Raw genomic sequence first — 21,272 nt, forward strand, 5'->3', positions numbered from 1 at the left:
TTTTTAGTAAACTATTTACATAAGAACGTATGTGCGGTAAATTATGGGTATGAGATCTATGCCAGAATGGAGTGCATGCATGAAAGCGTTCATAGAGATAGAAGGAGCAAGGCTGCATAACCTCAAGGATATCGATGTTCGTATTCCAAGAAATAAGCTGACAGTCATAACAGGCGTATCGGGAAGCGGCAAATCGAGTCTTGCTTTCGATACGTTATATGAAGAAGGAAAGCGGCGCTATCTATTGTTCTCGGGTACGCAGTATATGGTTGATGCGGTATCTTCTTTTGATAAAATAACGGGTTTGTCCCCTGCGGTAGCAATTGAGCAGCGTATCGTCCGGCAATCCAATCCTAGAAGTACAGTAGGCACGCGGACAAAAATCGGGAATTTACTTGCCATTTTGTTTGCAACGTATGGCAAACGTGATCCTGCCTACAATGACGGGCTGCCGCTCTCCATGGAGTTGTTTCAGAGGAACTCACCTAAGGGAATGTGTGTGAAGTGTCTTGGTACGGGAAGCCATCAGATGATTCAAGAAGAAGCGATTCTTAATCCGGAAACACAAATAAAAAACGTGTTTGATGGTTTTTTGGTCAAGCATCGTTTTCATAGAGGAAACTTCAAAAAGTTTTGTGAAATATACAAGATTGATATAAATGACAAAATCGGTGTTTTGCCGGATGATGTTTTTCATTCCTTTAAGTATGGCTGCCGCAAGAGTGGATTTGCAGGTGCAGTTGTTGTTTTTACAGATATGATGAAACATATGGCCAGCAAAGTGAAGAGACATGGCAGCAAAGACAAAGAAGTGAATTTATGGGGGATTAATGCGGATTCGATCCCATGCCCCAAATGTAAAGGCACAGGTCTTGGCCTTCAGGCGATTCATACCACAATTGGTGAGAAAACGATTAAAGAGCTCGAGGATATGTACATCAACGAACTGCTTGGTTTTTTGCAAAAGCAGCAAGCCAATGTATCAAGCAAAAATTTGCTGGATGAAATGGTCATGAAACTTAAGTGTATGGTCGATGTAGGGCTTCATCATCTTTCTTTATCGCGTCCAGTTCCTACGCTCTCAGGCGGTGAAATCCAGCGTCTGTTTCTGGCGTCTTTTATTATTGCGGATATGGATTCTATTATTTTTATATTCGATGAGCCTACAATCGGATTGCATGAAGTAGAGAAGGAGATGCTGATAAGCATCATTCAAGGCTTAGTGGAGCGAGGAAACACAGTCGTTGCTGTAGAGCATGATCATAAATTTATGCAAGCTGCCGATTACATTGTCGATCTTGGACCCGAAGCGGGAGTTCAAGGAGGAGAGCTCATTTTCCAAGGCAGCTACCTTGATTTTATGGCTTGTGAACGATCGCGAACAGCCCCTTATTTGAATGGCACCAAAACCTTGCATGTCAAAACACAATATAAGTTAGCCGATCCAAGCAAAGTACTTAGCCTGGAGCATGCGAGCCTACATAATCTTCGGGATGTCTCCGTGACGATACCTCTTGGACTGATGGTGGGAATAGCGGGAGTATCGGGCAGCGGCAAATCCAGCTTAATCCAGCACACACTAGTACCAAAGCTTAAGCAATCACTCCAAAGCAAGTTCATATATGACAACGATGATACAGAGCATGTGCTGCAAGACGAGGTGACGTTACTTGGATTCGAGCAGATTAAAAAATGTATAGTGGTGGACCAGAAGCCCATTGGAAGGAGCAAAACCTCTTGTCCAGCAACCTATACGGGTATATTTGATCGAATCAGGACTTTGTTCAGCAAAACACCTGATGCGGTGGAAAAAGGATATACAGCCGGTCTGTTTACCGTTAATTCTGAAGGAGGCTGTAGAGGCTGCAAGGGCGAAGGTTTTAAAAACCATTATGTTGGCTTCGGCAACTTCATAGAGGTAGAGTGCGATATGTGCGGGGCAACCGGATTTGTTGAAGAGGCTCTAAGTGTAAGGCTTGAGGGAAAGAACATTAAGGAAATTATGATGATGAGTGTCGCAGAGGCCGGCATTTTTTTTGGAAAAGAACAATCTTTGGCTTATGACAAAATGATATCGGCCACGCTCAGTACGCTCGAAAGTGTAGGGATGAGTTATATTACGCTCGGCCAAAAGACGCCATCTATTTCAGGCGGTGAAGCGCAGCGGATTAAGCTTGCCAAGGAGCTGTGCAGGCAAAGCGGGAAAAATAATGTATATATTTTGGATGAACCGACGACAGGCCTTTCTTTCTCAGATACGGAGCGGCTGATGACATTGCTGCAGCAGCTCGCAGATGCTGGCAATACAGTTATCATTACAGAGCATGATCCAGCTGTGCTCGCCAATTGTGATTATATTATCGAAATGGGACCTGGTGGCGGAAGTGACGGGGGAGCTATTATCGCGGAGGGTATGCCGATTGAACTAATGTCGAACCGTCATTCCATCATCGGGAAATATATAAAGCAGGTGTTGAAATGAGCTTTGAATGGCAGTTGTCCACTCCCGAGGCGGAGGGAATGGATGCTAAACTTCTAGAGCAGATAGATGATTATGTGAAGCAAAAGCGATATAGACTCATAAACAGCGTGATCATTGTGAAAAATGGGAAACTGGTTTATGAACGTTACTTCAATAAGTGTAATGAAAATACGAGGCATTCTATTAAATCAGTATGGAAGAGTATTTTAGCCATCGCTGTAGGCATCTGTTTGGACAAAGGCTTGATTAATAATCTAGATGAACCGATAGGCAATTATTTGCCCGCCTTTGCTGGTCATAACCATCATTATCATAAGCTGATTACGATTCGGCATTTGCTAACAATGTCATCAGGCATTTACTGGAATGGCGGTGTTCATTACCATTGTCCGATGATGCAGCAAATGATGCGTACGAATGACTGGCTATCGCATATCGCTGATATTGACATGCACAGTGTTCCTGGCATGAATTTTCAGTATAAGGAATGGGATGTCATGTTGTTATCAGCGGTCATAGGCAAAGCCTATGGAAGCACATCCTACGATCTCATTTATCATGAAATGTATAAACCGCTCGATATCGCCAGTGGAATTTGGCCGAGCAGTCCATGCGGTTTCTCCTATACGGTAATGAAGGGTGAAGAACAATCGGATTTGTCTGCTAGAGATATGGCTAAGGTAGGTTTGCTATTTTTAGGAGATGGCAGTATTAATGGCAAACAGATTGTTTCTCCAGCGTTTGTGAAGCAAGCGATAACCCCATCCTATCCGTCCTATGGTTTTTTGTGGTGGCTGTCTCAAGCTGGATATGGATGTCGCGGATTTGGCGGGCAAGAGGTGAATGTCATTCCTGAGCATCAATTTGTATCCGTCATACAAGCGACACCCACACCATCGAGCAAATCGTATCCGGATATTCATGACTTGTTTCTTAGCCAAGCGATTAAATAAAAGCTGCTTATGATCTGAACATTAACGGAGGATAAACCTATGAATACGGTCATTTATATGGTTAGACACGCAGAATCGCCTTTTGAATTTGGACAAGAACGAACGCGCGGGCTTTCGGAGGAGGGTTTCTTAGAAGCAAAACGTGTTGCAGAGGTGCTGGGCGATGTCGATATTCATTTTATGGCATCCAGCTCCTACACCAGAGCGGTGCAGACGATTGAGCTTTTAGCAAAGCGGAAAGCGATGACGATTGTAGAGTATGAAGAACTGGTGGAAAGAGCGATAAAGGGTTTGGATTATAAGGCTACTTGGGACGTTCTGTATGAAGCGATAAGGAAATCTTTTATCGATATCGATTTTGCTTTGGAGGGCGGCGAAACGACTCGAAGCGTACAACAAAGAGCGATACCCGTCATAGAGAGAATACTGGAGGAGCACCGAGGTAAAAACATTGTTTTGGGTACACATGGAAATATAATGACGATCATTATGAACCATTATGATAATAAGTTTGGATTTGATTTTTGGAATACGACCTCGAAGCCAGATATTTATAAATTAACATTTAATCTGAATAAGCTTGAGCATGTGGAAAGGATATGGACTTAAGTAAGGCGACGAGAATCCATTGAAACCAATGGTCATCCTGCAAAGGATGGCCTTTTTGTATGCTATCATTCCAACGAGATCGTTCATTACATATATAGGATCATGTATTATTTTTTTGCAACAGACCAGATATTTAGTGTTATACTCGCTATTAAATTAACAACTAATGCGGAAATTCATCAGTAAATGAGTGAAAGCGACCGCATGAAGATGGAGCGTGAGCGGATTGAAAATACTAATTGTAGACGATGAGCCAAGGCATCTCAGAGGAATGGCTAAATTAGTTAGTGCGATGCGGCCAAAAGCTGAAATATTAGTAGCGAAGGATGGGGCAGCTGCTATCGCTATCATTCAACAGGATCAACCGCAAATTGTACTGACGGATATCCAGATGCCTAATATGGATGGATTGACTTTATTGAAATGGCTTGAGGATAAGGAACATCGACCGAAGGTAGTTATGGTATCGGCTTATAATTTATTTGAATATGCGCAAACTGCTCTGCGTCATGGCGCTTATGACTACTTGTTGAAGCCGATTGATATAGATAAAGTGGAGGATATTTTGGGGCGGCTTGATGCACAACTAGCGGCGGAGTCCATGCAGAGTGAAGCTTCCGAAAAACTGCAGCATCGGCTTAAGTTAACCTCCTCTGCCTACCAGAACAATCTGCTTTTGTCATGGTTAAGCGGCAATCTATCAGCAGCGGAGCAAGTGGAGCTTGAAGCGCTCGAAATTGTGCAAGGAAGCGGTACAGTTATCTTTTCTGAACTCACCATTCATCTTGACGAGGATAAGAGCCTCTATACACCTGCGTTGATGCAGCAGCTGGAGCATTTAGGGTCCTGCTACGGTCAAGCCAGTACCTTCTCTATTAATTCGCTTCGAGAAGACGTATTCCAAGCGATTACCATAGTGCGTACGCCGAGCCCATTCCTTAGACGCGATGAGATTCGATTGGCATTTAGCGAAACAAACAAGGAGTGGCTGCCGTATGGCCGGCTTGTTCATGGCATGGGGACGAGCTGTTTATCTTTAGTAGAGCAGCTGCCGCATTCTTACCGAACGGCTCAAACTGCATGTGAGTATAATTTCCATGATTGCTGGCAAGGGGTCCTATTTCATGATGAGCTGAACCACTCCAGCAAGTCCTTTCACTTAGATGGGGAGCGGCTTTTTGAAGCGTTGCAGGATAACGATCCAATGGCTGCCATCATGCTGTGCCGATCTGCCTTTCAAGAACTGGCAGGCGAGGGCCACACGGAGCCGCAGCTTATTAAAGAGTGTGCCTCACTCACACTTATGAAGCTTAAAAGCAGAACAAGAGATGTTGTCGAAAGAAACTTTGGAAGCGTCCTCACGAATACTGTCGTAACGGAAATACCTGCATGCGATAGTTATGGTGAGCTGCTGGCGCTCTTGGAGTCTCAAATTCGTGATCTGCACCAAGCGTTACGGAACATGAAGCAAGGGAAAAACGAGATTATTATGGAACAGTGCTTGAGCTGGATACAAGAGAATTATATGGAGGATTTGACACTAGAGATGGCAGCTGAACAGTTTGCCTTTAATCCGTCTTATTTCAGCACATTGATTAAAAGCCGTACCGGAAAGTCTTTTTCTGACCATATTACCGAGGCTCGGATGCGACGGGCAAAACAATTGCTCAGAGATGGCCATTTGAAAATTTATGATATAGCTGCGCAATGCGGCTATCGCGATACGAAGTATTTTTGCCGAGTGTTCAAGAAGCAGAATGGTCTATCGCCGGAAGCTTATAAGCACAAATCCCTTACAACGAATAGAGACGAGATATGAATATGACATTTCGATCACGGTTGTTCATCAGCTATATCATTCTAATTGCTTTGCCGTTCCTTGTGTTAAGCACTTTATTTTATCGAACAAGCCTTAAGGTTGTGACGGAGCAAGCGCAAAAAAATGTTTATGAGATCGTCAAAAAAAATAATGAAGTCATCGATACGAAGCTCAAAGTTGTCGATCAGAACAGTTTGGCCTTGTTCGTAGACAAGGATCTGTTTCAAATTTTCAGTCAGCTGAATCCAGCAAAGGCTGAGGAGCTGCTGGCAGCTGATCGACGCGTATCTACTATTCTCAGCAAATACTTTTCACAAAACAATGATGTGTACGCCTATCAGCTTTGGACTTCTTACTTCACCTTCGGCAATTCGCAAAATATGCCGCAAGGAGATCCTACACTTTCAACTATTTACAAGCAAGCTGTGCATGCGGGTGGAAAAATGATTTGGTATCCTACCTATGATTTTACGGAGATGTTTGATCAGTCTTATCTTTCCAAGAGCATGATCGATTATCGCTATTTATATTCAGCCACGCGTTTGCTCAATTTCTCACATATGGAAGACAGTACATTAATTAAGCTGAATCCGAATGTGGAGCGTCCAGTGCTTACGATAAGCTTCAAATCAACCGTACTGGATGCCCTGTTTGAGAAGAGCATACCAGTCGGTTCCCGCTATATGGTATTAGATTCGAACGACATGGTAGTTGCCGGCAGTGATGTGTCACAAGTGACAAAAAGCTTCAACGAGAATTGGGTGGATTCATTCCGCATGACGGGAAGCGGTACTCAGCGAATGAAGCTGAACGGCGAGAATATGATCATATGCTTTGACCGCTCAACCGTAACCGGATGGTTGTCGATCGTAATAACGCCAGAGTCTGCATTGGTAAGCAACCTTGTGCCTGTTATTCGAACCTCAACGATTGTGTTAGCTGCTATATTGAGCGGAATTGCATTTTTATTTGCCTATTTTATATTAAGCCGCATCACAGGTCCGATTAAGAAGCTGCTCGGAGCGATGAGATCCGTTGGCGAAGGCGATTTTCAAACCCGCGTGGAAGTCAGCACGAATGACGAATTCGGCATCTTGATGCAGCGATTTAACCGGATGAATGATCGGATTCACCTGCTCGTCAAAGAAAACTATGAGATTAAGCTAAAGGAAAAGGAAGCAGAAATTCATGCGCTCAATATGCAGATGAATCCTCATTTTCTGTATAACACGCTCAATATTATGAATTGGACAGCGATTGAAAATAATCAGAAGGAGTTAAGCAAGATGCTCGTCTGTTTGTCCAATATGCTGCATTATACTTCTCGGAAGGAATGGGGCGCCGTTCATCTGTCAGAGGAAATCGAATGGATGAAAAACTACTTTTATATTATGTCTGCGCGGTTCGAAGGCAAGTTTACCGTTAACTATGAAATTGATCCGATCCTTTATGATCATAAGCTGCCTAGGCTGCTGTTTCAGCCGTTTGTTGAGAATGCTATTTTGCACGGGTTTAATCAGATGGAAGAGGGGGGCGTTATCCTCATTCACGGCTGGGCAGAGGAGGGAAAACGTTTTTTTGAGATTAATGATAATGGACGAGGAATAAGCGAAGAGATGATCAAGGTGATTTTGTACAAACAATCTTCTTCGGTCGGCATTAAAAACACGATCTCCCGTATACAGATGGCATACGGTGATGAATACGGCATCGAGATTCGGTCCGTGCCAGGATCAGGTGCCAGCATTCTGATAAGACTGCCGCTCGATACCTAATAATAGTCCACCATTCCAATAATACTCGGGTTTTGAAAGCGTTATCTATCGATTACAATAAAACCATCATAGACTGCAGCTATGAGCCAATGAGATGGATAAATGAAAGGGGCTCGTTACGAATATGAGAAGACAATGGAAATCGGTTTCCGTTCTCTTAGTTGTGCTGCTTATGGCAATCAGCGTATTATCGGCTTGCACGAAGTCTGATTCGGGTAACAAAAATTCTCAGGCTAGGGCGACGAATGGCTCAAGCAACACCGAAAATACAGGCAGCGGTGAAAATGTATCCAAAGATCCGATCAAACTGCGTCTTACCGCTTGGGGCGCACCTGATGAGATCGCAGCATTTAAGAAAGCAGTCGCTAGTTTTGAGGCTAAGCATACAAATATTAAAGTTGATTTCCAAGCCATTTCAGCGGATTACGATACGAAATTAACGACCATGGTAGCCGGCAACGATGAGCCGGACATTGCCATGATGGAGTCCAGCACGATCGCTTTTCCTTTAGCGGAAGAAGGCAAGTTCGTTAACCTTCAGGATTTCCTTGATAAGGATACGGAGTTGACTGTGGATAGACTCGTTCCTAACATTATGTATTCCTCGGAGCCAGGCAATGTAGTCGGTATTGCGCCTGGCCCAGAATCTTTTGCTTTATTTTATAACGAAGATGTATTTAAGGATGCAGGCTTAACACCTCCGCCAGCCAAAGCTTCTGAAGCGTGGACATGGGATCAGTTCGTAGAGGTTACGAAGAAACTTACGATTGACAACAAAGGCAAGAATGCGACAGAAGAAGGCTTTGATCCTAAAAATATTAAACAATTCGGAGTCAACGTACCAACTTGGTGGGGCGCATACAGCAACTTCATCTATTCGAATGGCGGAGACTTCTTGTCTGAGGACGGCAAAACCTTTGCTCTGAACCAGCCAGAAGCTGTAGAAGCTATTCAGAAGATTTCCGATCTTATTAATGTTCATCATGTAGCGCCGTCACCTGTTCAAGCGAAAAATATACCAGGCACCAACGTTGCGTTGCAAACCAAAAAAGTAGCGATGGCATTTGATGGTCAATGGGCAAGCACAAGCTTGGCACAATCCAATTTCAATTTTAACGTTGGCGTGCTCCCCGTTATGAAACAGCCGATGACGACTGTCGTTTCTGGCATGTTCTCGATGTTTAAATCAACAAAACATCCGGAGGAAGCATGGGAGCTTTTGAAGGCACTGATTGATCCTGAAGCTTCAATCGAGCTGCTAACTGCCGGCACTTGGATGCCATCTCATAAAGAGTGGTACACGGATGAATCTTACCTAACCAGATGGACTGAAAACCTGCCTTCTCGCCCATCGGGCTACAAGGATGCGGTCGTTGAGATGGTATTGAGCAACAGCCATGCAACACCAACCGCTTATGTGAAAAACTTTAATAAAATTATGGATATCGTTAATCCAGCACTTGATAAAGTTTGGTTAGGTCAGCAAACCGCTCAAGAGGCAATGGATTCTATCGCTGCGAAAGCACAAGCACAGGTTCAAGGACGCCGTGACGTACAATAACCATTTAAAGAAAGAACTATAGTCGGATTGACGGCGTTCTTCCTGAAGACCGCCGTCTTCTTAGGATAGGAGGCAAGTATGGGCATGGATATTCCTGCGCAAACCATTCCAGCAGTCAGTAAAAAAAGTCGCATAAGAGAGCGTAAGGCATTATTCTACGGGTTATTGTTTACAGCTCCTGCCATACTAGGCTTCATCATATTTACGCTTGGTCCTATGATTGCTAGTTTGGTGCTCAGTTTAACCGATTACAGCGTGTTCAAGGATACAACCTCATTTATTGGATTCGATAATTACGCCAAGCTGTTCTCAGGTGAAGATGATTTATTTTATAAATCACTAGGCGTTACCTTCTATTTTGTTATTTTGCGGGTACCTGCCGTTATCATCATCTCTTTTCTGTTGGCGCTGCTCCTTAATATGAATGTAAAGGGTAGATCGTTGTTCCGCACCATTATTTATTTGCCAAGTATCGTTCCAGCGGTTGCATCGTCCATGATATGGCTGTGGCTGCTTAATCCAGACCTTGGTTTAGTTAATACGGTGCTCGCATGGCTTCATTTGCCGACAAGCAACTGGTTGTTTGGGGAGAGCAGTGTTATTCCATCTGTTGTCTTAACGACGCTTTGGGGAATAGGCGGCACGGTCATTATTTTTCTAGCGGGGCTTTCGGGTATTCCGAAGCAGTACTATGAAGCCATTGATGTCGACGGCGGAGGTTGGATGCATAAGCTGCGCCATATTACGATCCCGATGGTAACGCCAACAATCTTCTTTAATACCATCATGACGATTATCGGTTCTTTCCAGGTGTTTAGCGAAGCCTACATTTTGACACAGGGCGGGCCGAATAATAAAAGTTTATTTTTCGTGTTTTATTTGTGGAGTACAGCATTCCGTGATACAGAGATGGGTTATGCATCTGCCCTGGCATGGATTCTATTTATCATTATTTTGTTCTTTACGTTTATCGTATTCAAAACCTCGAAATCTTGGGTTTACTACGAGGGGGAAAAATCATGAGAGAGTCCAAGCTCAAGCTGACAGCAGGTTATGCGGCCCTTATTATTATTTCAGTTATGTTTATTATTCCGTTCGTTTGGCTGATTCGAAGCTCAGTGATGGATTTATCGCAAATTTTCGTTATGCCGCCGGAATGGATTCCAAATCCTTTTAAATGGGACAACTACGAGAGAGCGCTTACCGTGCTGCCTTTCGGACAATTTTTCAAGAATACGCTTATTATAGTTTTCAGCGTTATTATCGGAACTGTGCTGACGAGTACGATCGCAGCTTTTGGTTTCTCTCGTATTCAGTGGAAAGGCAGAGACACGATTTTTGCAATCCTCATGACCAGCATGATGCTGCCTGCTGCAGTTACGTTAATTCCGAGCTTTCTTGGATGGAAAACGCTGGGGTTCTATGATACGTTCTATCCGCTTATCGTACCAGCGTTCTTTGGCGGAGGTATCTTTAATATCTTCCTGCTGCGCCAATTCTACATGACGATTCCGCGTGACTTTGACGAGGCTGCTTTTGTGGACGGGGCTAATTATTTTCAAATTTACTGGCGTATTCTTATGCCGCTTAGCCGTTCGGCTGTTATCGTCGTTGCGCTATTTACCTTCTTAGGTTCATGGAATGACTTTATGGGACCGCTTATCTATTTGAAGAGTGACAGCCGCTTTACGCTAGCACTTGGCTTGCAAATGTTTCAAGGCAGCTATACGGCGCAATGGGATTTGCTCATGGCGGCATCAGCAACTGTCGTTATGCCCTGCGTACTCGTATTTTTAATCGGCCAGCGTTATTTTCTGGAAGGCATTACGTTAACGGGATTGAAAGGATAACAATTAGCGATGAAAGGATGGTTAGACGTGACATTAAGTGAAACGAAGGTTATAAAAGGCTGGAAAAACGTGCCCTTTACGAAAGTTGAGATCGATGATGCTTTCTGGAGGCCGCGGCTGGAAGTTATCAAAAATATTACGATGAAGGCATGTTTAGTCAAATGCGAGGAGACAGGCCGAATTGACAATTTTGCAATAGCAGGCGGACTGCTGGAAGGCAAATTTGAAGGGATGTATTACAACGACTCCGATGTGTATAAGGTGCTTGAAGGTGCCGCTTATGCACTTATGACGGATCGTGATCCAGTACTGGAAGCAGAGATCGATCGGATTATTGAGCTCATAGCTGCGGCGCAGGAAGCGGATGGATATTTAAGTACTTATTACACGCTTGAAGCGCCTGATCTCAAGTGGTCGGATATGGAAAAACACGAGATGTATAATGGTGGTCATCTGATTGAAGCAGCGGTTGCTTATTTCGAAGCGACAGGAAAGCGGAAGCTGCTGGATGTAGCATGCAAAATGGCTGATCATTATGATCGCGTATTTGGCCCTGGCAAGCGGCACTGGGTGGAAGGGCATGAGGAAATTGAGCTTGCGCTTGTGAAGCTTTACCGCACGACCAGCGAGGATCGTTATTGGAAGCTGGCGCTTTGGCTGCTTGAAGAACGTGGTCATGGTCATGGTAAAGGTGCCATTTGGGACAAAGAGGAATGGGGCCCTGCGTACTGCCAGGATGATGTACCTGTTCGCGATATTGAGAAGGTAACAGGACATGCTGTACGAGCGATGTATTTGTACACCGCGATGGCTGATGTCGTGCATGCTTCCGGTGATCAGACGTATATTGATGTGCTGCACCGCGTTTGGTCGCATACGGTTGAAAGGAATATGTATGTGACCGGCGGCATCGGGCCATCTCAGCATAATGAAGGCTTTACACATGATTACGATCTACCAAATGAATCGGCTTACTGCGAGACCTGTGCGGCGATCGCTATGGTTTTTTGGAATCACCGGATGAACTTGTTGTTTGGCGATGCCAAATATGCTGATGTTGTAGAGCGGGAAATGTACAATGGCGCTTTAGCGGGAATCTCGTTGTCTGGCGACAAATTTTTCTACGTCAATCCGCTTGCATCAAAGGGCGAGCATCATCGAGTCGATTGGTTTGGCACTTCTTGCTGCCCGACTAACCTAGTTAGATTTTTACCATCCATTGGACAATATGCTTATGCTGCTACGGATGCTGGAGTAGTCGTCAATCAATACATGAACGGGGAAACTGCTTTGGAAATAAAAGGCGGGACAACCGTCAAACTTAAGCAGACAACCGCGTATCCTTGGGATGGAAAAATCGAAGTTGCGGTAATCTTGGATCAAGCGGAAACGTTCGATATCCGGCTTCGTGTTCCTGGCTGGTGCAGAGGATATAAGCTATCGCTTCTAGGGGAGCAGCCGCAGCCATCGGAAGGAAAGATCGAAAATGGTTATCTCGTATTGAATCGCTGCTGGACACAGGGAGACTCCATTGTATTAGAGCTGGATATGCCAGTTGAAGTTATTCGGTCACGGCCGGAGGTGGAAGCTAACATTGGAAGAATTGCTCTGCAGCGCGGACCTGTGGTGTACTGCATAGAGCAGACTGATAATATGGAGTTATCCTACGATGAATTTTCTCTTGCAGCACATGACCCGCTATTCATTGAGCACCGAGCAGAATGGCTTGGCGGCGTGACTGTTCTGAAAGGAAAAGTGGCTGAAGGCAGCGCTTGTTTATTTATTCCTTATTATGCATGGGATAACCGAGATGCGGGCTTCATGCAGGTATGGATTCGTGAAAAAGAAGATCGTCACTTATATCGTTATTAAGCAGAATGCTTTAAAATGAAATAGATAGATAAGCAAAAATCCGAGAGACAAGACGCTTTTTTATAAAGTGTCTATCTTTCGGTTTTTTGTTCAGGAAGCAGTTAAAGGGAGACATAATAAATGAATGTCGTAAACGCAACATTAGAAGATCTAAATGGATGGTTAGAGCTGGCTGCTGAGGTGGAGTACCTCTTTGGCCCAATGGTAGATGATCCAAACTTTGTTCTGGCACTAGAGAGAAATATACATCAAAATCGCGCGTTCTGCGTGCGGGAATATGATGGTTCGCCAGGGTGCAGCCTGTTAGGGGGACTATTGCTTTCTACATCTAACGCCCCAAGCTACAAAATCGGCTGGTTGTCTGTCTCCGCTAAAGCAAGAAATAAAGGCGTGGCATCGGCATTGCTGAATCATGTTCTAACGCTTGTAGATGTTCCTTCAGAAATAGCAGTCATAACATTTGGCGATGATATTCCAGACGGGATGCCTGCAAGGCGCCTTTATGAAAAATTTGGTTTCCTTCCCTTGGAGGAATCGATTCCAAACGGTCCCGAAGGCGGTTCAAGGCAAAAGTTTCAATTGACGATTGCTCATCGGTAATGATGATTTCTTTAGTTGTCTAACCGTTATTACAAATCGTTGTGTACCGTTTTACCTGGATAAAACATAGCGCTCTCTACTTTCTCGTTTTCTTTCGCAGAGATGGAAGCTGCTATTAATTTAAATACTTTGGTTTTACTTCCCAAAGATGATTCGTATTTTTCCAAATGCGATTTGGACAACGGTTGCTTATAGTAGCCAGGCACATATTTGTCCAGCATGCTTTGCATAGCTTTTGAAGCCTCGTCTATTTCATTAACAAACTGTATTTTCCCAGAAACCATAACGCTCATATAAGAGGTATCGGTATGAGCAGGCACGGGGTCAGTTAATGTTCCATATTCTTCGCTTACGGTAAAACAAGCTTCTGGATTTTGCTCGATATAGGAGATTTTCCGCCCGTCAGCAGCACCGTGAAAATAAACAGTGTCGTTCAGCCAAGTGAAATTTAACGGAACAACGTAAGGGATTCCATCGGCAGATAGGCCAAGGAATCCTGTTTTTGCGTTTAATAAAAAGGATTGAATCTTGCCCTGATCAGTACACTCTCTTTTCTGTAATCTTACAGGAAACATATTTAGGCACACCCTTTGTCTTTATGATAATGTAATAGTAATGAACAATTGTCCCTGTGAAAAGGGGCAGATTCCGAATATTTCATGGGGTCAGGTGCTGCATATGATTGAGATTACTCCTTTACTCGATAAGCAGGGAAAACATCCTTTATACTCGCAGCTGTATACGTATATTAAGGATCAAATTGAATCTGGATTAATGGCTGAAGGTACTAAGCTTCCATCGATTCGTGAGTTGGCACACTATTTGAAGATTAGCAAAAACACTGTAGAAGCTGCTTATCAGCAGCTGCTTGCAGAAGGGTATGTGGATAGTAAAAGTCGGAATGGGATAAGAGTGCTGCCGCTAGAGGATGTGAATACCAATCGAGATTCAGTTCAAGTGGGCTCCACTAAGGATATTAATTGGAAAAGGTATCGGTATGATTTTAACTATGGTGATATTGAATGGCATCGTTTCCCGATGAAGATATGGAAAAAATGTTTGTCGGATGGTTTAAATGGTGACCCTTATCGAATATTGGGTTATGGACATCCACAAGGAGAAGAGGAGCTTAGGGAAGAAATTGCAAAATACGTATTTCAATCTCGCGGAGTATCGTGCAGCTCCAATCAAATTATCATTTGTTCCGGAACACAACCTGCCGTTAGCATGTTATTACAGTTTTTCTCTCTAGGGGGGCAAAACATAGCTATGGAAGAACCCGGCTATAATGGCGTTCGAACGATTTTTAAAAATCATGGCTGCAAAATTACGCCCATTTTGGTCGATTCTGATGGCTTGAACATAGAAGAGCTGCAATTAAGCAATGCCAACGCAGTGTATGTGACACCATCACATCAATTTCCATTAGGCATGGTGATGTCAGTACAGAAACGAATGAAGCTGCTTCAGTGGGCAAACCAAAACGACGCTGTCATTATCGAGGATGATTACGATAGTGAGTTTCGATATGTTGGCCAGCCGATTCCCTCTCTTAAAGCATTGGACTCAAGAGAACGTGTCGTTTATATGGGGACATTTTCGAAATCGTTTTTACCTGCGGCCCGATTAAGCTATATCGTCTTGCCAACAAACATGCTAGAAAAGCGGGATGAGATATTTTCTGTTTACAGTCAGCCTGCATCACCTATCATTCAGCAGGCCGTGTTTTTGTTTATGAATCGCGGACATTTTGCTGGACATATACGCAAAATGAGAAGACTGTATCAAGCGAAGCATAAAGCTTTAGTTACTGCGATATCACTGTATATGGGAGATCGTGTAAGTATCATTGGGAGCAAATCAGGACTGCATTTGCTGCTTGATGTTAAGGACAGAGAAAGCGGCCAGCTGATCGAACGGGCAGCAGAAAATGGGGTGAAGGTGTATTCTCCGAATGTACATTGGATGGATAGTGAGCGCTGTCCGGCATCACTTGTATGGCTCGGATTTGGCGGAATGAGCGAGGATGATATTGAAGAAGGCATTCGTTTGCTAAGCCATGCTTGGTTTGGCTCAGCATAAGAGATTTATTCTAATTGCATGTGCTATAATTTTACTGAAAATACAAGATTAAACTAATAACCGTTGAAATAAGGAAGGTGTGATTAGTAGAATGGCTCAGGTGAAAGTTTTTGGACTTAAGGATCAATTAAATCCGATAAAACAACAATTATCAGAAGTTATTCATTCCTGTGTAGTGGATGTATTTAAGATGCCGCTCGATAAGAAGTTTCATCGTTTTTTCGCAATGGAGAAAGAAGATTTTTATTACGCTCCTGGACGGACCGAGGCGTATACGATTATCGAAATAAGCGTATTTGAAGGTCGTTCCATCGATTCCAAAAAACAGCTTATTCGTTCGCTCTTTGATCACATTCAAGCACAATTGCATATTTCTCCTGAAGATATCGAAATAACAATTTTTGAAACTCCAAAATATAACTGGGGCATTCGCGGCCTGCCAGGGGATGAACTGCAGCTCTCCTATAATGTTAATGTGTAGTGCAGAGAGAGTCCAAATATAGAAAGCCGATGAATCCAAAGCAAAGGGGTCATCGGCTTTTTTTGTGTAATGATCATACACTTAGCGAGGTGCGAGGATATGAATAATTTCACAAAGGAACGAGATGGATAGATGCAACTAATATCTCCCAATTACGTCTTTAACATTGCATAAATTCAATTGGGGGGCATTAAAATGAAACGTTTATGCTCAGTTTTACTCCTATTTGCAGTTATCGCAAGTGGTTGCAGCAAGGGGACGAGTGCAGGGATAAACACGGTTGATCAGCATCAACCAACAAATGGTATCGTTATAGAATCAAACAATATGCCTAAAGAAATGCCGAGTGATTTTGATTTCATGGTGCGTTACGGATACAGCGAAATAAACAAAAATGAAATTAATACTTTCTTAGATACAGCTACAAAGGATTTAGTGATGAACGGGACTGCATCTGCAAAAATTGCGTTTACGACAGAAGAGATGCGCAGCATTTATGAGAAAATGAGAGAAATAAATATAATGGGAACAAAAAACTTAAAGCCTGCTGCTATAGGGTGTGAACGGACTCCTTACGGGGAAGACAGCTGGGAGGTTAGTATAAACGGGGAATCCAAGACATTTACTTGGACCGAGAAATATTGCGAGTTAACAAAGGATGCAAAACAATTGCTGGAACTGCGACAGTTCATTCATCAAATCGTTGCAGGGAAGGAAGCCTATCAGAAACTGCCAGAAGCAGAAGGCGGATATGACTGAAGGATAGAGAGAATGAACTTGAATAAAGTAGGGGGGCTCGTTTGTGTGCATTCGTGCAAAAAAGATTTATTGTACAGAAGCTTGGATTTGAAAAAGGGAATTACAAACAAATCTATATGGAGAATGTACGTGTGGAACTATAATCATAAAAAGAAGGAAAAGATGCAAATTTTCAAGCTATTGGAGCCGAACAGCAATAAACTAGTCGTGTTAAATGATAATACGGATATAGATTGTATTCGGATGGGGGAAATAATACATTCAACTTTATAAAATAGCAGGATATCAGATATTCCGAACAAAATTAATTAATGCTCAATTAAGTTTGTTTTTTATGGAAAAACGATAAATGGGACAAAAAGCATGGTTGTTTAATTGTAATAAATACGATCTTGACGAGTTAGCAAGATATCGTTATACTCATTAAGCGTAATGATTACTATTAATTGAATTCGCTTTTTTTATTTGCTATATAATCGTAATTATTACGTTTAATCGAAAGCTTAAATTAATTGGAGGTGCCAATGATGACTGTTAAAAAACTGCCTGTAACTGTATTGAGCGGATATTTGGGCGCTGGCAAGACGACGATTATGAATCATATCCTACATAATCGCGATGGCTTGAAAGTTGCTGTTATCGTAAATGATTTGAGTGAATTGAATATAGACGCTAGTCTTATTAAAGATGGGGGCGGCTTGTCACGGACAGAAGAAAAGCTTGTCGAAATGTCCAATGGCTGTATTTGCTGCACGCTAAGGGAAGATTTGCTTAAGGAAGTAGAGAGCTTAGCGAAAGAAAATCGCTTTGATTATATTCTGATTGAATCAACTGGTGTTGGTGAGCCTGTTCCCGTAGCTCAGACCTTCTCCTATATCGATGAAGAGCAAGGGATTGATTTAACACAATATTGCAGGCTGGATTGTATGGTAACGGTCGTTGATGCTTATCGCTTCTGGCATGATTACGCATCAGGTGAAACATTGCTTGATCGCAGTCAAGCCGTTGGCGAAGACGATATACGCGAGGTAGTTGATTTGTTGATTGATCAGATCGAGTTTTGCGATGTGCTTATTTTGAACAAATGTGATCTTGTTGATGATGAGGAATTGGCGGAACTAGAAGGGGTTCTCCGGACCATGCAGCCGCGCGCCAAGTTTATTCGTACTTCCAAAGGCGAAGTTAATCCGAAAGAAATTTTGAATACGTCGTTGTTTAATTTTGACGAAGCTAGTCGTTCAGCAGGGTGGATAAAGGAATTGGAAGCTCCATCACATACACCGGAAACGGAAGAGTACGGTATATCCTCCTTCGTATACGAACGTGCGAAGCCATTTCATCCGCAGCGTCTTAAAGCTTGGATGGAGCGCTGGCCAGAGGAAGTCGTTCGAGCCAAAGGTATTGTATGGCTTGCGACTCGTAGCGCGTATGCCCAAAGCTTGAGCCAAGCAGGGCCTTCCATACAGTTTGGACCGGCTGGTTTATGGGCTGCTGCATTGCCGGATGCGGAACGAGAAGAATTACTGCTCGAAGACCCAGAGCTCGCAAACGTATGGCACGAGGAATATGGTGATCGTGTTAATAAGTTTGTACTTATCGGCATCGCGATGAATCGTAAGCAGCTGACCGATTCGCTCGACCACTGCCTGCTGAGAGACGAGGAGCTGCCGCTTGACTGGAACGTGTTTCTTGATGAATTTCCGAATGCGATGAATGATCAGATGTACTGATATTTCGGCTGTCAGTGTTGTTTTTATATAAGAAGCAGCCTCAGGGAAACCTTTGAGGCTGCTTCTATTTTAATATCTTTAAAGCAGCTTGCAATTATAAATTGACAGCGCTTCGGAACATTGGTACCATATTTTCATAAACGCGTGTTTACGGAAAGAGGGACTAGGATTGAGCAAGGAAATTAACAGTACGGAAATTGCTAAGCTAGCAGGTGTTTCCAGAAGCACGGTCAGCCGTGTTATTAACAATTATGCGAATGTTCCTGAGAAGACAAAGCAAAAGGTATTGAAGGTTATTCAGCAATACAATTATTACCCTAATCTATCCGCGCAGGTGCTGGCAGGCAAACGCACGCGAACGATTGGTTTGTTTATGGCCGATTCCGGGCGAGTATCCGGCGACAGCATTTCAAGCTTGCTGCTTGCCCGGGTTATTGAAAACGCTTCTTCGCATGGATATTATGTGCTGACTCATATCGTTCACGATATGAAAGATCAGAATGAGGCTCGTACAATTAAGGAGAGCTTCTATCAGCGCAGAATCGATGGTGGCGTGTTCATTGGAGCAGCTAATCATGAACCGCTTATTGAAGAGCTTATAGCCGAAGGATTTATGGTGGCAATCGTAGATCAGCACTTGCCAGGACGGACCGAATCCAATCGTATTGTGTTCAACTTTGACAACGAAACGGGTGTAGGGCAAGCGATTGATTATTTAGTCAGCTTGGGACATGAGCGAATTGGCATGATTAACGGAGATATGAATAGATACTCCGGACCATCCAAGTGGCGCGGCTTTCAAGCAGCAATGGCAAGGCATCAATTACCGCTCGTGCAGCAGTGGATGCTGCCGGGAGATTTTAACGAATCAAGCGGCTACATGGCCATTAAGGAATTTATGAAATCCAAGATGGAATTGCCGACAGCGATATTTGCGGCAAACGACAGCGTTGCATTCGGAGCTATTCGAGCATTGAAGGAATCCGGTATTCGTGTACCGCAGGATGTATCGATCGTAGGTTTTGATGACCATATATTGAGTGCACATTCCAGCCCGGCATTAACGACGATTCGGGTTGATTTTGCAGACATGATGGACAAATTAACGAAAACCTTGATCTCCAGCATTGAGAATGGTTCGGGCGACTATCAGCCGGTTGCGGCAAGCACGGAACTTGTTGTCCGTGATTCCTGCCAAAGGGCAAGAGAAGATTCATAGTTAAGACCAGGACCTACGTAGTTAGAGGTCGTTATGGTTTGCATAATGGCTTCTAAAGTTAGGTTTGAACTGCACATTATTTTTTACTTTCAAATGAACGCGCGTTCACGTTTTGTAGTTTTGTGAGAGGGGGAATGCGGATGTAGGTGAAGGAATTTCAATGAATTGGAGTATCCGGATATTGAATAGTGATTACACGGCTTTTACAGCACTTATAACGATAAAATCAACCTACAGGGGGAAACTGGCATGGATAAAAACTTGATTGGAACACGTACAGTAACTCAAATTGGATTATTAGTTCATGATATTGATACAACCTCGCAGGCGTATGCCGATTTTTTTGGAATAGAAAAGCCGAATTGGTTTTGGACTGACACGGTAGATAAAGCACAAACGGAATACAATGGGGAGTCGTCCGTGGCTCGCGCTAAGCTTGCTTTTTTTGATATGGGTTCCTTGCAGCTTGAGCTTATCGAGCCGGATGAACATCCAAGTACGTGGAGAGAGCATCTCGACAAGCATGGTGAAGGCCCGCATCACATCGCGTTTGTCGTTGACGGCATGAAAGAAATTGTAGCATCCATGGAGAAAAACGGAATGGCATTGGTTCAAAAGGGAGAGTATACCGGCGGACGATACGCTTATATGGATACTTTTAAAAATTTGAAGATCATGCTGGAGCTGCTGGAAAACGATAAAAAGTAAATGATGCGATAACAAGCTTCCCAATATAGGTGATGAATGAATAGGAGGAATGAGCAGTATGAACATATTAATTACAGGCGCCAATCGAGGTCTTGGCTTAGCGATTGCTAGTGAAGCATGCGAACGAGGGCATTATGTGTTAGCTGGGGTTCGCAGTCCGGGATCATCCGCAGAGGGCTTGCAAGAGCTGCTCGCAAAATTTCCGGATCAAGTAACGATCCTGCCGCTTGATGTTACGGATGAGAATTCGGTTCGCTACGCTTCCGAGCAAGCAGAAAACCGAGTTCGCAGTCTGGATGCGGTTATAAACAGTGCAGCGATATTGCTGGGACGGGATCAGAAGCTGGAGCAGCTCGACTTGGAGCAAGTAGAGCAATCGTTCCAGACTAATCTTTTTGGGCCGATCGTTGTGCTCAAGCATTTTTTGCCTATGCTTCGTAAAGGAGAGCGGCAAAGCATCATTAATATTAGCTCGGAAGCAGGAAGCTTTACAGGCGCTTATGGGGGCGACTACTCGTATGCGTTGTCTAAGTCTGCTCTGAACATGTTCTCAGCTCAGCTGCGGAACGAGCTTGCACCGCAAGGATTTGTTGTTCATGCGCTTCATCCCGGCTGGATCAGAACAGATATGGGAGGCGAGCAAGCGCCTGGAGATGCGACAGTATCTGCAGCTGGCATCTTGAACATCGTCGAGGGGAAAACGGAAGCAGATGCACTTTTTATTGATCATAACGGCGCTCCTATGAATCTGTAAGGCAGAACAAAATAAAAT

At 43.6% G+C, this 21,272-nt stretch carries 18 protein-coding genes; 17 read left to right on the plus strand and 1 reads right to left on the minus strand.

What is annotated here, in order from left to right; genetic code table 11:
- Positions 1-79 precede the first annotated feature (79 nt).
- The 10 genes from MHH56_RS07865 to MHH56_RS07910 all read left to right on the plus strand — a co-directional run bounded on the left by MHH56_RS07865 (position 80) and on the right by MHH56_RS07910 (position 13,521).
- On the plus strand, positions 80-2,482 hold the full coding sequence (locus tag MHH56_RS07865; RefSeq protein WP_339207587.1) for a hypothetical protein: 2,403 nt from the start codon (positions 80-82) through the stop codon (positions 2,480-2,482).
- Entirely contained in the window at positions 2,479-3,435 is a 957-nt protein-coding gene (locus MHH56_RS07870; protein ID WP_339207588.1) for a serine hydrolase, read from the plus strand. Before MHH56_RS07865 ends, MHH56_RS07870 begins: the two co-directional genes overlap by 4 nt.
- 39 nt (positions 3,436-3,474) lie before the next feature.
- Positions 3,475-4,044 carry a histidine phosphatase family protein gene (locus tag MHH56_RS07875; protein ID WP_339207590.1) on the plus strand — a complete coding sequence of 190 codons (570 nt, stop codon included), beginning with the start codon at positions 3,475-3,477 and terminating at the stop codon, positions 4,042-4,044.
- A gap of 226 nt (positions 4,045-4,270) precedes the next feature.
- Entirely contained in the window at positions 4,271-5,863 is a 1,593-nt protein-coding gene (locus tag MHH56_RS07880) for a response regulator (RefSeq protein ID WP_339207591.1), read from the plus strand.
- Positions 5,864-5,865: 2 nt separating this feature from the next.
- Positions 5,866-7,638 (plus strand): sensor histidine kinase, encoded by a 1,773-nt coding sequence (locus MHH56_RS07885; protein ID WP_339207592.1) that lies wholly within the window; start codon positions 5,866-5,868, stop codon positions 7,636-7,638.
- Positions 7,639-7,762: 124 nt separating this feature from the next.
- The gene (locus tag MHH56_RS07890; RefSeq protein ID WP_339207593.1) at positions 7,763-9,199 is read left to right on the plus strand and encodes a sugar ABC transporter substrate-binding protein; all 1,437 of its coding nucleotides are present in this window, start codon (positions 7,763-7,765) and stop codon (positions 9,197-9,199) included.
- Positions 9,200-9,283: 84 nt separating this feature from the next.
- Positions 9,284-10,222, plus strand: a complete 939-nt coding sequence (locus tag MHH56_RS07895) for a sugar ABC transporter permease (protein WP_076268074.1) — start codon at positions 9,284-9,286, stop codon at positions 10,220-10,222.
- On the plus strand, positions 10,219-11,049 hold the full coding sequence (locus MHH56_RS07900; protein WP_076267977.1) for a carbohydrate ABC transporter permease: 831 nt from the start codon (positions 10,219-10,221) through the stop codon (positions 11,047-11,049). The genes MHH56_RS07895 and MHH56_RS07900 overlap by 4 nt, the downstream gene beginning before the upstream one ends.
- A gap of 9 nt (positions 11,050-11,058) precedes the next feature.
- A complete protein-coding gene (locus MHH56_RS07905) occupies positions 11,059-12,921 on the plus strand; it encodes a beta-L-arabinofuranosidase domain-containing protein (protein WP_339207594.1) in 1,863 nt (620 codons plus the stop codon).
- A 120-nt stretch (positions 12,922-13,041) separates the two neighbouring features.
- Entirely contained in the window at positions 13,042-13,521 is a 480-nt protein-coding gene (locus MHH56_RS07910; protein WP_339207595.1) for a GNAT family N-acetyltransferase, read from the plus strand.
- 29 nt (positions 13,522-13,550) lie between these two features.
- Here the strand turns inward: MHH56_RS07910 and MHH56_RS07915 are convergent, their stop codons facing one another.
- Positions 13,551-14,096, minus strand: a complete 546-nt coding sequence (locus tag MHH56_RS07915) for a pyridoxamine 5'-phosphate oxidase family protein (protein WP_339207596.1) — start codon at positions 14,094-14,096, stop codon at positions 13,551-13,553.
- A gap of 103 nt (positions 14,097-14,199) precedes the next feature.
- On the opposite strand from MHH56_RS07915, the gene MHH56_RS07920 reads away from it, so the two are divergent.
- The 7 genes from MHH56_RS07920 (at position 14,200) to MHH56_RS07950 (ending at position 21,254) form a co-directional block, all read left to right on the plus strand.
- A complete protein-coding gene (locus MHH56_RS07920; RefSeq protein ID WP_339207597.1) occupies positions 14,200-15,603 on the plus strand; it encodes a PLP-dependent aminotransferase family protein in 1,404 nt (467 codons plus the stop codon).
- Between the two features lie 91 nt (positions 15,604-15,694).
- Positions 15,695-16,084: a tautomerase family protein gene (locus MHH56_RS07925; protein WP_339207598.1), complete on the plus strand. Its 390-nt coding sequence runs from the start codon at positions 15,695-15,697 to the stop codon at positions 16,082-16,084.
- Between the two features lie 195 nt (positions 16,085-16,279).
- Positions 16,280-16,843 carry a hypothetical protein gene (locus tag MHH56_RS07930; protein ID WP_339207599.1) on the plus strand — a complete coding sequence of 188 codons (564 nt, stop codon included), beginning with the start codon at positions 16,280-16,282 and terminating at the stop codon, positions 16,841-16,843.
- 527 nt (positions 16,844-17,370) lie between these two features.
- Complete coding sequence (locus tag MHH56_RS07935; protein WP_339209531.1) at positions 17,371-18,573, plus strand: GTP-binding protein; 1,203 nt, start codon at positions 17,371-17,373, stop codon at positions 18,571-18,573.
- Positions 18,574-18,742: 169 nt separating this feature from the next.
- Positions 18,743-19,792, plus strand: coding sequence for a LacI family DNA-binding transcriptional regulator (locus MHH56_RS07940; RefSeq protein ID WP_076267969.1), 1,050 nt, complete (start codon positions 18,743-18,745; stop codon positions 19,790-19,792).
- 249 nt (positions 19,793-20,041) lie between these two features.
- On the plus strand, positions 20,042-20,500 hold the full coding sequence (locus MHH56_RS07945; RefSeq protein WP_339207600.1) for a VOC family protein: 459 nt from the start codon (positions 20,042-20,044) through the stop codon (positions 20,498-20,500).
- Between the two features lie 58 nt (positions 20,501-20,558).
- A complete protein-coding gene (locus tag MHH56_RS07950; RefSeq protein ID WP_339207601.1) occupies positions 20,559-21,254 on the plus strand; it encodes an SDR family oxidoreductase in 696 nt (231 codons plus the stop codon).
- The last annotated feature ends 18 nt before the right edge of the window (positions 21,255-21,272 follow it).

This window comes from Paenibacillus sp. FSL K6-3182 (assembly GCF_037976325.1).
Classification (GTDB): Bacteria; Bacillota; Bacilli; order Paenibacillales; family Paenibacillaceae; genus Pristimantibacillus.

Excerpts from the sequence above, each read along its gene's own strand:
- MHH56_RS07905 (WP_339207594.1), top strand. The coding sequence starts at position 11,059 with ATGAAAGGATGGTTAGACGTGACATTAAGTGAAACGAAGGTTATAAAA.
- MHH56_RS07865 (WP_339207587.1), top strand. The coding sequence starts at position 80 with ATGAAAGCGTTCATAGAGATAGAAGGAGCAAGGCTGCATAACCTCAAG.
- MHH56_RS07890 (WP_339207593.1), top strand. The coding sequence starts at position 7,763 with ATGAGAAGACAATGGAAATCGGTTTCCGTTCTCTTAGTTGTGCTGCTT.
- MHH56_RS07910 (WP_339207595.1), top strand. The coding sequence starts at position 13,042 with ATGAATGTCGTAAACGCAACATTAGAAGATCTAAATGGATGGTTAGAG.
- MHH56_RS07875 (WP_339207590.1), top strand. The coding sequence starts at position 3,475 with ATGAATACGGTCATTTATATGGTTAGACACGCAGAATCGCCTTTTGAA.
- MHH56_RS07895 (WP_076268074.1), top strand. The coding sequence starts at position 9,284 with ATGGATATTCCTGCGCAAACCATTCCAGCAGTCAGTAAAAAAAGTCGC.
- MHH56_RS07885 (WP_339207592.1), top strand. The coding sequence starts at position 5,866 with ATGACATTTCGATCACGGTTGTTCATCAGCTATATCATTCTAATTGCT.
- MHH56_RS07900 (WP_076267977.1), top strand. The coding sequence starts at position 10,219 with ATGAGAGAGTCCAAGCTCAAGCTGACAGCAGGTTATGCGGCCCTTATT.
- MHH56_RS07935 (WP_339209531.1), top strand. The coding sequence starts at position 17,371 with ATGACTGTTAAAAAACTGCCTGTAACTGTATTGAGCGGATATTTGGGC.
- MHH56_RS07925 (WP_339207598.1), top strand. The coding sequence starts at position 15,695 with ATGGCTCAGGTGAAAGTTTTTGGACTTAAGGATCAATTAAATCCGATA.
- MHH56_RS07915 (WP_339207596.1), bottom strand. The coding sequence starts at position 14,096 with ATGTTTCCTGTAAGATTACAGAAAAGAGAGTGTACTGATCAGGGCAAG.
- MHH56_RS07870 (WP_339207588.1), top strand. The coding sequence starts at position 2,479 with ATGAGCTTTGAATGGCAGTTGTCCACTCCCGAGGCGGAGGGAATGGAT.
- MHH56_RS07920 (WP_339207597.1), top strand. The coding sequence starts at position 14,200 with ATGATTGAGATTACTCCTTTACTCGATAAGCAGGGAAAACATCCTTTA.
- MHH56_RS07945 (WP_339207600.1), top strand. The coding sequence starts at position 20,042 with ATGGATAAAAACTTGATTGGAACACGTACAGTAACTCAAATTGGATTA.
- MHH56_RS07930 (WP_339207599.1), top strand. The coding sequence starts at position 16,280 with ATGAAACGTTTATGCTCAGTTTTACTCCTATTTGCAGTTATCGCAAGT.
- MHH56_RS07950 (WP_339207601.1), top strand. The coding sequence starts at position 20,559 with ATGAACATATTAATTACAGGCGCCAATCGAGGTCTTGGCTTAGCGATT.